The organism is Bradyrhizobium sp. AUGA SZCCT0160, assembly GCF_018130105.1.
Lineage (GTDB): Bacteria > Pseudomonadota > Alphaproteobacteria > Rhizobiales > Xanthobacteraceae > Bradyrhizobium.
Genome location: NZ_JAFCMD010000003.1, coordinates 239,501 through 253,000, shown reverse-complemented (window position 1 = coordinate 253,000; position 13,500 = coordinate 239,501). Strand labels below are relative to the sequence as shown.

Sequence of the window (13,500 nt, the reverse complement as noted above, 5' to 3'; positions counted from 1 at the left end):
ACCGCCAGGACACACACAGGCGCATCACACGACGCCTCATCACGTAACGCCCTGGACCTTTGAGCTATAGGCCGCGCGGCCGGACTTCAACGCGTCTCCCAGCAATTCTATCCGGTCCTGTCCCCAGAACACTTCGCCCTCCAGCACATAGACCGGCGAGCCGAACACGTCGGCCGCCAGCGCATCCTGGCGATTCTGCTCATAGGCCGCGCTGATCGCATCAGTGGCGGATCGCTCCACCAATTGCTTGCCGGGCAACCCGGATTCGTCGGCCAGTTGCGCAATCGTCGCGGGATCGGCCAGATTGAGCTGATCCTCCCACACGCCGGCAAAGCCCCGCCGCAGAAACCGATCGGGATCGAGCCCGGCCTCGATCGCCGCGATCACGACGCCGTCGGCGAGTCGTGCGTTGAACGGCCAATTCGCGGGTTGAAGATGGAATTTCAGGCCGCGCTTGTCGCGCCAGCGCTGCAGTTCGACCATCCGGTAGCGCTGCCGCACCGGATGGCGTTTCATCAGCGGCAACCCGCCGGTTTCCGAGAACAGATCGACCAGCACCACGGGCTTGTGATTTACCTTGAGATCATAGGTACTTACGAGCTCGCTAAACGGCCCATGGCCGATATAGGCCCACGGCGATTGAAACGAGAAATAGTAATCTACCTGGCGCGGCATGCGGGCTCCGGGAACGGCTGATGACAGGCGCAAGCGACATCCCAACAGGTCAACCGAATCGGCGCAAGATCGCCCCTTGCCGCGCCAGGGGTCTTTTGTTCGAACGGGTTTTCCGGGCGCGAAGCAGCCTCTGCTCCACTTCAAAACGTTTTTGCTGCTGCACTGCGATGACGGGTCCACAGGCTCGTGGAATATCTCTAAATAAATCCAGCGAAATCAAAGCACTAACTGGTTACGGCGCAATCTTGACTTGATTAGACGCGGTAAGTATGGTCCGCGCGGCTTTTAAGGGTGACGGGCGTAATTTCCATCAACCGCAGCATCGTTTAATGTCTTGGGCATGGCCCAAGACAAAAGCGACAACGCAGGTGGAAATCGCGATCAATCGTCGTCCGATGAAGCTGCGCTTTCCGCAAGGCTCGGAAGTCTCGATCACCGGTTGTCCGAAATTCGTGACAGCCGAAAAATCAGGACTGATCAACCCGGTACTGAAAGCGGCGACAGGGCGGCCAGAGCTTCGGCGATGGCGCTTGGTTTCCGCCTTTCCTCGGAGTTGGTTGCGGGCGTTGTCGTCGGGGCAGGGATTGGCTGGGGTTTCGACTGGTTGTTGTCGACATCGCCGTTCGGTTTCATCGTGTTTTTACTGCTCGGCTTCGTCGCCGGCGTGGTCAACGTGGTGAGATACGCGGGCGTAGCCTCGGGCAAACGCTGAGCGCCGACGGGAAGTCACGACATTTGAAATTCGATTGCCGGCAATCTAGGCCGGCGGACCAAGGCCCGCGCGGATGAAAATCGACCCAATTCATCAGTTCAACATCGAGCCCCTCTTCACGATCGGCCATATCGGCAATCAGACGATCGCCTTCACCAACTCGTCGCTCTACATGTTCATCGCGGTGGCGCTGACTGCGGTGCTGATGCTCGGTGGCGGGCGGCAGCTGGTTCCCGGCCGTTTCCAGTCGGTCGCCGAAATCTCCTACGAGTTCGTCGCCAGCACCATCCGCAGCACCGCCGGCTCGGAAGGCATGAAGTTCTTCCCGCTGATCTTCACGCTGTTCATGTTCATCTGCGTCTCGAACCTCGTCGGCATCATTCCCTACACGTTCACGATTTCGAGCCACATCATCGTGACCGCCGCGCTGGCGTTCCTGGTGTTCTTCACCGTGCTGTTCTACGGCCTCTACAAGAACGGCCTCAAGTTCTTCAAGATTTTCGTTCCCTCCGGCGTTCCGATCTACATCCTGCCGCTGGTCATGTTCATCGAAATCCTGTCGTTCTTCCTGCGGCCGGTTTCGCACAGCGTGCGTCTGTTTGCCAACATGCTGGCCGGGCACATCGCGCTGAAGGTGTTCGCGGGCTTCGTCGCGATGCTCGGCGTCTCGCTGGGCGCGGTCGGCTGGATCGGCGGCATCCTGCCGCTGGCGCTCACCGTCGCCTTGACCGCGCTGGAACTGCTGGTCGCGTTCCTGCAGGCCTACGTGTTCGCGATCCTCACCTGCATCTACCTCAACGACGCCATTCATCCGGGACACTAAGCGGTCCGGAGAATTCCCACCCACAACTTCGTCTATCCCTCTAAGGAGCTCAAGAAAATGGAAGCATCAGCAGCAAAACTCATCGGCGCGGGCATCGCATGCATCGGCATGGGCGGCGCGGGCGTCGGCGTGGGCATCATCTTCGGCAACTACCTCGCCGCAGCGGTGCGCAATCCTTCCGCAGCCCAGGGCCAGTTCGGCAACCTGATCTTCGGCTTCGCCGTGACCGAAGCGCTCGGCATTTTCTCGCTGCTGATCGCGCTGCTGCTGCTGTTCGTTCCGCTCTGAGCTGCACCTTCCCGCGCCGCCCTCCGGCGGCGCGCATGACAGCAACAGGAGTTCCCCGTGGCTGAAAAGAGTCAGGGCGCCCCCGCCAAGGGCCAGAAGACCGGCGCCCACACCGAAGCCGATGGTGGCCATCACGGCGGAGGATTTCCTCCGTTCGAGTCGAGCACCTTCGCGTCGCAGCTGGTGTCGCTGGCCATCGCGTTCGTCGCGCTTTACCTGATCGTGTCGCGCATTGCGCTGCCGCGCGTCGGCGGCGTGATCGATGCACGTCAGAACGCGATCGAAGGCGATCTGGCCGCAGCGCAGAAGCTGAAGGACGAGTCGGCCGCGGCGCTGAAGGCGTATGAAGCCGACCTGGCTTCGGCGCGCTCCCGCGCCCAGGCCATCGGCGCCGAGACCCGCGAGAAGCTGAACGCAGCCTCGGAAGCCGAGCGCAAGACGCTGGAAGACCAGCTCTCCGCCAAGCTCGCCCAGGCCGAGAAAACCATCGCGGCGACGCGCGAGACCGCCATGAGCAACGTCCGTGGCATCGCCGCGGATGCGGCTGGCGCGATCGTGCAGCGGCTGACCGGCGTGCTGCCCGACGGCGGTGCGCTGAACAGCGCCGTCGATGCTTCGTTGAAGGGATAAATGATGTTCGCCGAGCCAGAAACCTGGGTTGCCATTGCGTTCGTCATCCTGCTGGCGCTGTTTGCCTATCTCGGCATCCATCGCACGGTGCTCAAGGCGCTCGACCATCGCGCCGAACGCATCAAGGCCGAACTCGACGACGCCCGCCGCCTGAAGGACGAGGCCGCCGCATTGCTCGCGGAATACAAGACCAAGCGCACCAGCGCCGAGCGTGAGGCCGAGGAAATCATCTCCAACGCCAAGGCCGAAGCCGAGCGGATCGCGGTCGAAGCCAAGGCCAAGATGGAAGACTTCGTCGCCCGCCGCACCAAGACCGCCGAGAGCAAGATCGCCCTCGCCGAAGCGCAGGCGCTCGCCGACGTCCGTTCCGCCGCGGCCAATGCCGCAGTGGCCGCAGCGTCGACCATCCTGTCGCAGTCGGTGAAGGGCTCGGTGGCCGATGACCTGATGGCCAAGGGTATCGCCGAGGTTCGCGCCAAGCTGAACTGAGCGGTTTCAAATCAAGAGACGCAAGCCGGCGCGATCATTTCGCGCCGGTTTTTTATTGCGTGGGCGCCGCCTTCTTGCGCGGCGCCGGCCGCTCCGGCTTCAGGGCCTGCGGGTCGAAGCCGATGTAGAAGATGTAGTTGTCGCTGGTTCCGGGCGCAGGCACCGGATAGACCAGATCTTCGGCCACCAGCGTAAACGGCTCGCTGCCGGTCTCGGTCATGCTGACCGTGGTCTGATAGGCCTTGGTGGCGATGGTCTTTTCGCTGATCCCGCCTTGCACCACCGCGACGCGAAGCGGAACCTGCACCGACGACGGCGCGCCGGCGGGACCGGCAATGACGCGCCCCTGAATCCCGATCCGCGCGGTAATGACGCCGCCATTGAGGCTGCATTCCCGCGCCGTCTTGCCGATGGTCGCCTGGAAGCGCAAATCGTTGCCGACCGGCTGCTTGCCGGGCGCGGCCACGGCATAGGTCGACGCGCCGGCCCTGACCCTCACCTCCGGACAGGTCAGGTCGCCGATATCCTCTTCGGCTTTCGGCGCAGCGCCTGGCGCCGGAGCCGGCTCGTCCGACTTACCGCCGAACAGGCCCTTGAAGCGGTCGGTCAGCGACTGCGCCGACGCAGGCTGGACGAGGCCGCAGCCGAGCCCGGCCACGACCGTGGCGGCGAGCGCTACTCTCAACAACCTGATGTCACCCATGCGACGTCCCTGCCATCCACGTCATCTCGAAGTCATGTTCCCGGCGGCCTTATAGCAGGCCAATGGCGGCGAACCCAAGGCCACCTAAAGGCGCGTGCGGCACCCGGCAAGGCCCTGAAATCATGGGTTAGCCGCGGAAATCCTCATGCAGCATGCCGAACAGCAGATGGTCCTGCCAGACCCCGTTGATGCACAGATAGCGCCGCGCCAGCCCCTCGCGGGTAAAGCCGCATTTCTCCAGTACCCGGATCGAGGGCGTATTGGTGGGAATGCAGGCCGCCTCGATACGGTGCAAATTGAGCTCGCCGAACAGCGACGGCAGCAGCACCCGCAGCGCCGTCGTCATGTAACCGCGATGGGCATGGGGCTGGCCGACCCAATAGCCGATGGTGCCGGCCTGCACGATGCCGCGGCGGACATTGGCCAGCGTGATGCCGCCGATCATGGTGCCGTCAGATTCGCGGAAAATGATGAACGGATAGGACCGATCGGCCGCGATGTCCTCGGCATAGCGCCGCAGCCGCCGCCGGAAGCCGGCCCGGGTGAGATCGTCCGACGGCCAGATCGGTTCCCACGGCGTCAGATAGGCGCGGCTCGATTCGCGCAATTGCGCCCATTGCAGGAAATCCGCCATCTGCGGCGCGCGCAGCAACAGGCCGTGGCCGCGCGGCACGAGTGCGGCCGGTCCGCTGGATGGCAACCGAAACAGGGCCATGCCCTAACTCCCAGGACGCTCTCTTTCACGTGGAGTGGCGTCTTAATGTAACAAGGTCTTGGCCTTCACCTTGGTCAATCCTTCCGCAAAAGTCACCGCCGTGTCCAGACCCCTGCCGCTGCCGAGCGCCACGACCGCCGGCCGGCTGCGCGAAAGCAGTCCCCGCGCGGCATTGCGGGTCGATTCGACGCTGACCGCGTCGATCCGGGCGACCAGTTCCTCCGCCGTCAACGGCCGGCCGTATGCCAGCATATGGCGAGCGAGCTGCTCGGCGCGGGAGGAGCAGCTTTCCAGCGCCATCAAAAGCCCCGCCTTCATCTGCGCCTTGGCGCGGGCGATCTCGGCCTCGGTCAGGGTTTCCACCGCGTCGTTGATGACGTCGACGATCACTTCCATCATTTCCGGCGCGTCGTTCGGATCGGTGCCGGTATAGAGGCCGAAAAAGCCGGTGTCGCTATAGGGCGCATGGAAGGTGTAGATCGAGTAGCACAGGCCGCGCTTCTCGCGGACTTCCTGGAACAGCCGCGACGACATCCCGCCGCCGAGCGTGTTGGTGAACACCTGCAGCGAGAACAGCGACAGGTCGGTCTGCGGCACGCCCTCGAGCGCCAGCGTCATATGCGCCTGTTCGAGGTCGCGATGCACCACGCGCGAGCCGCCCTTGCCGAACATCGCTGCTTGCGGTTTCGGCGCCGGCGTTGCTTCAAAACTCGCAAAGCGCTCCGTCACTTCCTCGACGACGCGCTTGTGATCGACCGCGCCCGCGGCCGCCACCACCATGTCCGGCCCGCGATAATGCCGGGTGAGATAGCCGCGCAGCATGTCGCGATCGAATTTCTTCAGCGTCTTGGTGGTGCCGAGCAGCGATCGCCCCATCGGCTGGTCCGGATAGCAGAGCTCGTTGAGATGCTCGAACACGACGTCGTCCGGCGTATCCTGCGCGGCGCCGATTTCCTGCGCGATGACGCCCTTCTCGCGCTCGAGTTCGTCCGGCACGAAGGACGGATTGGCGAGGATGTCGGAGAGCACGTCGAGCGCCAGCGGCACGTCGGCCTTCAGCACCCGCGCATAATACGCGGTGGTTTCGGTCGAGGTCCCCGCATTGAGGTCGCCGCCGACCGCTTCGATCTCTTCCACGATCTCGCGCGAGGAGCGCCGCGTGGTGCCTTTGAATGCCATGTGTTCGAGCAGATGCGAGATGCCGTGCTCGTCGGGCTTTTCGTCGCGGCCGCCGACGCCGGCCCACACGCCAAGGGCGGCGGTCTCCAGATGCGGCATGCTGTCGGTAATGACGGTAAGGCCGGATGCTAGCTTGGTGACGTCGACGCTCATCCGGTAACTCCCTGCTTCGCGGCACGGCTCACCGAGCGCACGAATCGCTCCACTTCGGCTGAATCGTTTTTCATCACCGTGATGTGTTCAGATTTGGTCATCAGGCCGTCGAGCCAGGCCGGCAACTGCGGTCGCACGCCGCAGGCGGCCTCGACCGCATCGGGGAATTTGGCCGGATGGGCGGTCGACAGCACGATATTGGGAATCCTGGAATCCGAGGTGTCGCGATCGGCCACCGCCAGCGCCACCGCGGTATGGGGATCGACGAGGTCGCCGGCCTCCCGCCAGGCGGCGCGGATCGCCGCCGCCGTCTCGGTCTCGTCGGCGCGCCCGGCGTCGAACTCCTCGCGGATCGCGGCCAGCGTCGCGTCCGGCAGCACGAAACGCCCGGACTGTTTCAGCGAGCCCATCAGCCGCCGCACGCTGGCGGCATCGCGTTGACCAGCCTCGAACAGCAGCCGCTCGAAATTGGAGGACACCTGAATATCCATCGAGGGCGAGGCAGAAGCGTGCACCTCGCGCACCTCGTAGATGCCGGTCTTCAGCGTGCGCGGCAGGATGTCGTTGATGTTGGAGGCAATGCGCAGCCAACGGATCGGCAGGCCCATTTTCTTGGCCACGTAGCCGGCAAAGATGTCGCCGAAATTCCCGGTCGGCACCGTGAAATCGACCGTGCGCGCGGGCGCGCCGAGCGCCACCGCCGAGGTAAAATAATAGACCACCTGCGCAACCACCCGCGCCCAGTTGATCGAATTGACACCCGACAGCGAGACCGCATCGCGAAAGCCGTGATGATTGAACATCTCCTTCACGATCGCCTGGCAGTCGTCGAAATTGCCTTCGATCGCCAGCGCGTGCACGTTGGCCGCGCCCGTCGTCGTCATCATCCGCCGCTGCACGTCGGAAATCCGGCCATGCGGAAACAGCACGATCAGATCGACATTGTCGAGACCGGCAAAGGCGTCGACCGCCGCACCGCCGGTATCGCCCGAGGTCGCCACGACGATGGTGGTGCGCTGCGCGCGCTTGGCCAGCACGTGATCCATCAGCCGCGAGATCAACTGCATCGCGACGTCCTTGAACGCGAGCGTCGGACCGTGGAAAAGTTCGAGCACGAACTGGCTGGAGCCGGTCTGCCGCAGCGGCACGACAGCGGGATGGCGGAAGGTGGCGTAGGCTTCATTGGCCATGCGGCCGAGATCGGCGTCGGAGATTTCAGCCCCGGCGAACGGCCTGATCACCTCGACCGCGACTTCCCAATAGGGCCGTCCGAAAAATCCAGCGATGGTCTCGGGCGAAAGCTGCGGCCAGGTTTCAGGCACATAGAGACCGCCGTCGCGGGCAAGCCCGGTCAGCATCACATCGCAAAAACCCAGGGTGGGAGCTTCCCCCCGCGTCGAAATATACCGCGTCAAACCGCCCTCCAAAGGCGTTAGCCTTCCGCTAACCCTTTGATATCTGTGAATTATTACCCTTCGCCAACGACAAAGCGCGCGGCACCTTAAAGCGTTTTTGCTCCTTGTGAAATGCCGCAATGGCGAAAAGGTGAGTGCGGGGTAAGGGCTTTGGTGCGATTTGCGCGCCGCTCTTGCCTCCCAACGAACTGTCGTCCCGGCCTTGAGCTCAGATGCGCAATTGCGCATCGGGGGACCCATACCGCGTGATCTTTCGAAGAGGCTCGGTAACAGAGACCATCCGCAAAACTTCTTCCTGTGGTTATGGGTCCCGGCTCAAGGCCGGGACGACGGCGGTGTCTGTTGCTGCACCGTGGCCTAAACGCAGTTTCGCATTCTCGCGACGCGATGCGCCCGAGCTTTGCCAGGAATTCCTTGCCCTCGAAAATAGAGGGCGCAGGGAAGACCGGGTGCGCGCTGCACCCGCGGTCTCGTGTGCGATCACTAAAAAAGCTGCACACGAGCATACAGGGCAGCGGAGAACACCCGGCCTTCCCTGCGCAATGGCTTTACGGCTTATGCCGTGCTCTCCCCGGAGACGAGTTCTGGGTTGACTCCGTCGCTGCCGTTCAGCTCTCGCCTACCCGACAGCTTGACACCTGCAACGGGTGCCAGGACCACACGGTTTTGCCGTACGCTTACCCACGCCGTCGTCAGACGTGAACAAGCGTCCACTGCAACCCGCCCAACGTCCGTGACGACGGCCGACGCCCTTCTGACCAGGGCGGGATGGCGATAGATGCGCACTGATTTGGGTCGGCCGACTACAGAAATATTTTTGATTTACAGAAGTTTTCTAATTGACACGATTTCCGTAAACCAGAACTGATTTGCCCGTCGGGTCAATTTGCCGCACTCAGCCGTCATTGCGAGCGAAGCGAAGCAATCCATCCCTCCCGGGGCTGGCTATGGATTGCTTCGCTGCGCTCGCAATGACGGGTGGTTAGACGCGGGCCTACGCCACCAGCGCCGCATCCACCTCGGCCCCCTCACCCCGCTGCGCCTTCAGCAGGCTGATGATCTCGGCGTTGGGGCGGGCGCGGCTGAACAGAAAGCCCTGGCCTTCGTGGCAGCCTTCGTTGCGCAGGCAGCTCAGTTCGGCTTCGGTCTCGACGCCTTCGGCGGTGATGGTGACGCCGAGGCCCTTGCCGAGGCTGATGATGGAACGCACGATCGCCTGCGCATCGCGGTTGGAGCCGAGATCGCGCACGAACGACTGGTCGATCTTGATCTTGTCGAACGGAAAGCTGCGGAGGTAACTCAGGCTGGAATAGCCGGTGCCGAAATCGTCCATCGAGATGCGGACGCCGAGCGAGCGCAGCGCATGCAGCGTCGCCAGCACCTGGCTGCTCTTTTCCAGCACCAGGGTCTCGGTGATCTCGAGTTCGAGCCGCGTCGCCGCCAGACCGGTTTGCTTCAACGTTTCCATCACCATCGATAGCAGATTGCCGACGCGGAACTGCAGCGGCGACAGGTTGACCGCGACGCGGACGTCGTCGGGCCATTGCGCCGCATCCATGCAGGCGCGGCGCAGCATCAAGCCGCCGACGGCGTTGATCAGGCCGGTCTCTTCGGCGACGGGGATGAACTCGCCGGGCGAGACCATGCCGCGTTCGGGATGCGGCCAGCGCACCAGCGCCTCGAAACCGGTGATGCGCCCGGTCGAAAGATCGACCAGCGGCTGATAATGCGGCCGCAGCAGATCGTTCTCGATCGCATGGCGCAGCTCGATCTCGATCTTGCGGCGGGACTGCGCGCGGGCGTCCATTTCGGCTTCGAAGAAGCTGAACGTACCGCGGAACTCGTTCTTAGCGCGCGACAGCGCCATGTCGGCGTTCTTCAGCAATCTCTCGGATTCGTCGCCATCGCCGGGCGACATCGCGATGCCGATGCTGGCGCCGATCACCACCGAATGGCCGTCGAGCAGATAGGGATCGCCGATCGCCTCCAGCAGACGCCTGGCCAGCAGCACGGCGTCTTCGGGGCGCGTCGCCCCGCTCTGGACGATCGCGAACTCGTCGGAGTTGAGGCGCGCCAGCACGTCTTCCTCACGCAGCGTCGATCGCAGGCGCTTGGCGACGCCGCGCAGCAGCTTGTCGCCGATGCCGTGGCCGAGCGTATCGTTGACCGCCTTGAAATTGTCGAGGCCGAGCACCAGCACCGCGACCTTTTCGGCGCTGCGCCGCGTATGCAGCAGCAGATCGTCCATCTGCTGACGCAGCAGGGTGCGGTTCGGCAATCCGGTCAGGCCGTCGTGCTGGGCCATGAAGGCCAGCCGCGCTTCGGCGCGCTTGCGTTCGGTGATGTCCATCAACGCCAGCAGCACGGCTGGCTGGTCGCCGTAAACCAGCTGGCGCGAATAGATCGCCAGATCGATCAAGGCGCCGTCGGCCCTGACATGCTTCCAGGTCCGGGCCGCCTGTTCGTCGCTGCTGCGATCGCCCGCCCACGGCAATTCCGGATCGAACGCCTGCAGACTGCGGATCGTCAGTCGCTCGAACTCGGTGCGGCTATAGCTGTAGTGCTGGACCGCGGCGTCGTTGACGCCGAGAATGCGCTCGCCATCGAGCGAACAAACGATCATCGGCACCGGGTTGCTGTCGAACAGCAGGCGGAATGACGCCTCCCGCTGTTTCAACTCGGTAATATCGACGCGCAGGCCGATGACGCCGCCGTCTTCGGTCAGCCGCTCGTCGATCAGGATGACGCGGCCATCGGCCAGTGTCTGCTCGTGACGATCGCCCGGCTGGTGAAGCCTGGTCAGACGCTCAGTGAGCCATTCCTCCTCGCGGCCAATCGCTTCCGGATAATCGCCGCGCTCGACGCCGACACGGATGGTGTCCGCCAGCCGCGCGCCCGGCTCGAACAGATCCGAGCTGCGGTTGTAGATCTCCGCATATTTCTTGTTCCAGAGAATGTAGCGGCCTTCGGCGTCGAGAAACACGATGCCCTGGGGCAGGATGTCGATCGCCTCGCGCAGCCGTTCGTGCGATTTGCGCGCGTCAGCAATCGCGGCCTCCGCCTCGGCGCGCGTGCGCACGATTTCGCTGCGCTCGGCGGGACCTTGGCGGCGATCAGCTGAAAGCTTTGGGCTGGGTTTTACCGGTCGACCGAACAGGCGAGCAATCGAGGTCCGCTTTGGTTTCTTGATTGTCTTTGGCCTTATCTTCGGCATTGCTGCGTCTCATCCGCCTTCTGCGTGCAACGTTCTCCGATAAGTGTCTGAAAAAATGGTATCTCTTGCCGGTTCGAAGCGCCCCGCGCCCGGCTCTCCGGTGCCCGCTAAAAAGGCTGGTTCACGCTATGCGTGTGCCGCTGCAACAGGTGCGCGAGACCAAACGCAGATGCACACGCAGAATCTCATCCAGCGCACGAAAAGCACGCGACACGCATTCGGATTGCACACGGAATGCGCGAAATCTCGCGCTGGCGCATCAATATGCGCCAATGGTCGACACGGTTATTGAAGCGTTAAGCCGGCGCTGATCGCCGCACAATGCAAGCGGTCCAAAGGGATTAAGCCGCGCGCACCGTGTCGAGGAATTTGCCGACTTCCAGCCGGAGGCGGTTGCTTTCGCCGGACAGCGACTGGGCCGAGGAAAGAACCTGCGCGGAAGCGGAGCCGGTCCGGCGGGCACCCTGGTTCACATCGACAATGTTGGTGGCGACATCGGAGGTGCCCACTGCCGCCTGCTCGACATTGCGCGCAATCTCCTGCGTGGCGCTACCCTGCTGATCCACGGAGTTCGAGATCGTCGCCGCGATTTGCGAGATCCGGCCGATGGTGGTGCCGATCTGCTTGATCGCCAGAACCGATTCCTGGGTCGCCACCTGCATCCCGGCAATCTGGCTGCTGATTTCCTTGGTTGCATTGGCGGTCTGCGCGGCGAGCGCTTTGACTTCCTGCGCGACCACCGCAAAGCCCCGTCCCGAATCACCCGCGCGCGCCGCCTCGATGGTGGCGTTGAGCGCCAGGAGATTGGTCTGTTCGGCGATCGTGGTGATCAGATTGACGACGTCGCCGATCCGCAAGGCGGCCTTCGACAGCTCGTTGATGCGGGCGTCGGTCATTTCAGCCTGAGTGACGGCTTCGCCGGCGATCCGGTTCGACTCCTCGACCTGGCGGCTGATTTCGGCGACCGATGCGGTCATTTCTTCCGTCGCGGCGGCGACCGACCTGACGTTTGAGGAGGCCTCCTCGGACGCCGCCTCCACCCTGCCGGAGAGCTGCTGCGTCTCCTCGGCGGTCCGGGTCAGACTGGTCGCCGAGGCTTCCAGCTCCGTTGAGGCCGAGGATACCGTCTGCACGATCTCGCCGACCGCGGCCTCGAATTCGGCCGCCAGTTTCTGCATTTCCGCCTTGCGCTGGGCATGCGCTTGCTTTTCGGTTTCCGAACGTTCGGCGCGCAGCCGGTTCGATTCCAGCATGTTGTCCTTGAAGACCTGCAGCGCGCCTGCCATGTCGGCGATTTCGTCCGAGCCGCCGGTCGCGATATTGGCCGCCAGATCGCCCGCGGCAATCGACTTCATGCTGTTCTGCAGATGCACCAGACGGCGCACGACGCCGCGCCCGACATAGTACCAGCCAATGACCAGCGCCGTTAAAAGGCTGACGAGCGCAAGACTGATCAGGATGATGCGTCCCTGCCCGATCTCCGCCTCCGATTCACGGACCGCGGTGGCGGCGCCCGCTTCGCTGCGCTTTCGCAGGCTGGCGACTTCCTTCTCGAATTCCTGGGCGAGCGTGCGGTTCTCGGTCACCACGTTGGCGCCGGCCTTCGCGGCCACCAGTTCGCGTTGCTTGAGCTCGAAAATGTTGCCGGCGTCCTTGCCGGTCTTGACCAGCTCGTCGACCAGTTTCGACGCCTCGGGATTCTTGAAGGCCGCGGCTGCCTTGCCAAGGCGGCCCGCGGTCGCCGTGAAGCGGTCCTTGACCGGCGGCAGCAGGTCGGCGGACGGCAGGTCGGCGGCCTCCACCAGGATTCCCAGTATCAAATTGGATTCCGCACGCAACTCCAGAATGGCTTGCAGCGATGCCAGTTCGTTGTCGGCCAGCGCCGACAGCGTCTTCTGAACGACTTCCAGATCCTTGTTGTCGGCCGCGGTCTGCAGGCCCATCGTCAGGCTGAACCCGGCGTCATCGGCCATCGGCGCCAGTTTTTCGGCAAGCTTCTGATGCGATTTGCGCAGGCTCGCGACCAGCGCGTCGCGCGAGGCGGCAATGGTCTGGCGCTCGGTGACAGATTGCAACAGCCGGTCGAGATTGACCAAGATGCGATCGGCGGTCTTGCTGACTTTGGCGACGTCGTCGGCGGCGAGCGCGCCGATGCTCTGCTTGAGCTCCTGACGCGCCGCGGTCAAGATTCTGGAAGCGTGATCGCGCTCGGCCTGATCGGTCGCGGCGAGAAGGCGGGGTGCCGCGGCGGCGACGTCGCCGGCGGCCCTGGCGACCTCGGAGGCCCGCGTGATCTCAGGCAGGCTCTTCTCGGAGATCGCGCCCAGCGAACGCCCGAGGCTGTCGTAGGAGATGATCGCACTGCCGCTCGCCAGCACCGTGAGTGCGGCGACGACGCCAAAGGCCATAAACAGGCGACCGCGAAGGCCGAGGCGATACCACGACATGCCAGCGTTCATCGCAAAACTCCAATCAACAAAGCAAAATCGTGCCGCGAGCAGCCG

Annotated in this window: 12 protein-coding genes; 5 read left to right on the top strand and 7 right to left on the bottom strand. The window is 63.7% G+C overall.

Translation table 11 applies throughout. From position 1 onward, the window contains the following. Positions 1-39: 39 nt before the first annotated feature. The gene (locus tag JQ558_RS07305; protein WP_212293239.1) at positions 40-675 is read right to left on the bottom strand and encodes a 2-hydroxychromene-2-carboxylate isomerase; all 636 of its coding nucleotides are present in this window, start codon (positions 673-675) and stop codon (positions 40-42) included. Positions 676-1,015: 340 nt separating this feature from the next. On the opposite strand from JQ558_RS07305, the gene JQ558_RS07300 reads away from it, so the two are divergent. From JQ558_RS07300 to JQ558_RS07280, 5 genes are all read left to right on the top strand, one after another. Further along, positions 1,016-1,387 (top strand): AtpZ/AtpI family protein, encoded by a 372-nt coding sequence (locus tag JQ558_RS07300; protein WP_212214658.1) that lies wholly within the window; start codon positions 1,016-1,018, stop codon positions 1,385-1,387. 73 nt (positions 1,388-1,460) lie between these two features. Further along, positions 1,461-2,210: a F0F1 ATP synthase subunit A gene (locus JQ558_RS07295; RefSeq protein ID WP_212038434.1), complete on the top strand. Its 750-nt coding sequence runs from the start codon at positions 1,461-1,463 to the stop codon at positions 2,208-2,210. A 57-nt stretch (positions 2,211-2,267) separates the two neighbouring features. Continuing rightward, on the top strand, positions 2,268-2,498 hold the full coding sequence (locus JQ558_RS07290) for a F0F1 ATP synthase subunit C (protein WP_192735362.1): 231 nt from the start codon (positions 2,268-2,270) through the stop codon (positions 2,496-2,498). Between the two features lie 57 nt (positions 2,499-2,555). Beyond that, positions 2,556-3,128 (top strand): F0F1 ATP synthase subunit B', encoded by a 573-nt coding sequence (locus tag JQ558_RS07285; protein ID WP_212214660.1) that lies wholly within the window; start codon positions 2,556-2,558, stop codon positions 3,126-3,128. A gap of 3 nt (positions 3,129-3,131) precedes the next feature. Then, the gene (locus JQ558_RS07280) at positions 3,132-3,617 is read left to right on the top strand and encodes an ATP F0F1 synthase subunit B (RefSeq protein WP_212276690.1); all 486 of its coding nucleotides are present in this window, start codon (positions 3,132-3,134) and stop codon (positions 3,615-3,617) included. A 52-nt stretch (positions 3,618-3,669) separates the two neighbouring features. On the opposite strand, the gene JQ558_RS07275 is transcribed toward JQ558_RS07280, so the two are convergent. The 6 genes from JQ558_RS07275 to JQ558_RS07250 form a co-directional block, all read right to left on the bottom strand. Beyond that, positions 3,670-4,320 (bottom strand): hypothetical protein, encoded by a 651-nt coding sequence (locus JQ558_RS07275; protein ID WP_212214662.1) that lies wholly within the window; start codon positions 4,318-4,320, stop codon positions 3,670-3,672. 127 nt (positions 4,321-4,447) lie between these two features. After that, complete coding sequence (locus JQ558_RS07270) at positions 4,448-5,035, bottom strand: GNAT family N-acetyltransferase (RefSeq protein ID WP_192735366.1); 588 nt, start codon at positions 5,033-5,035, stop codon at positions 4,448-4,450. Positions 5,036-5,077: 42 nt separating this feature from the next. Next, complete coding sequence (locus JQ558_RS07265; RefSeq protein WP_212214664.1) at positions 5,078-6,367, bottom strand: pitrilysin family protein; 1,290 nt, start codon at positions 6,365-6,367, stop codon at positions 5,078-5,080. Further along, positions 6,364-7,782: a threonine synthase gene (gene thrC, locus JQ558_RS07260; RefSeq protein WP_212214666.1), complete on the bottom strand. Its 1,419-nt coding sequence runs from the start codon at positions 7,780-7,782 to the stop codon at positions 6,364-6,366. Before thrC ends, JQ558_RS07265 begins: the two co-directional genes overlap by 4 nt. A 994-nt stretch (positions 7,783-8,776) precedes the next feature. Further along, a complete protein-coding gene (locus JQ558_RS07255; protein ID WP_212293238.1) occupies positions 8,777-10,996 on the bottom strand; it encodes a bifunctional diguanylate cyclase/phosphodiesterase in 2,220 nt (739 codons plus the stop codon). A 341-nt stretch (positions 10,997-11,337) separates the two neighbouring features. Continuing rightward, positions 11,338-13,455, bottom strand: coding sequence for a methyl-accepting chemotaxis protein (locus tag JQ558_RS07250; RefSeq protein WP_249142373.1), 2,118 nt, complete (start codon positions 13,453-13,455; stop codon positions 11,338-11,340). Positions 13,456-13,500: the final 45 nt, after the last annotated feature.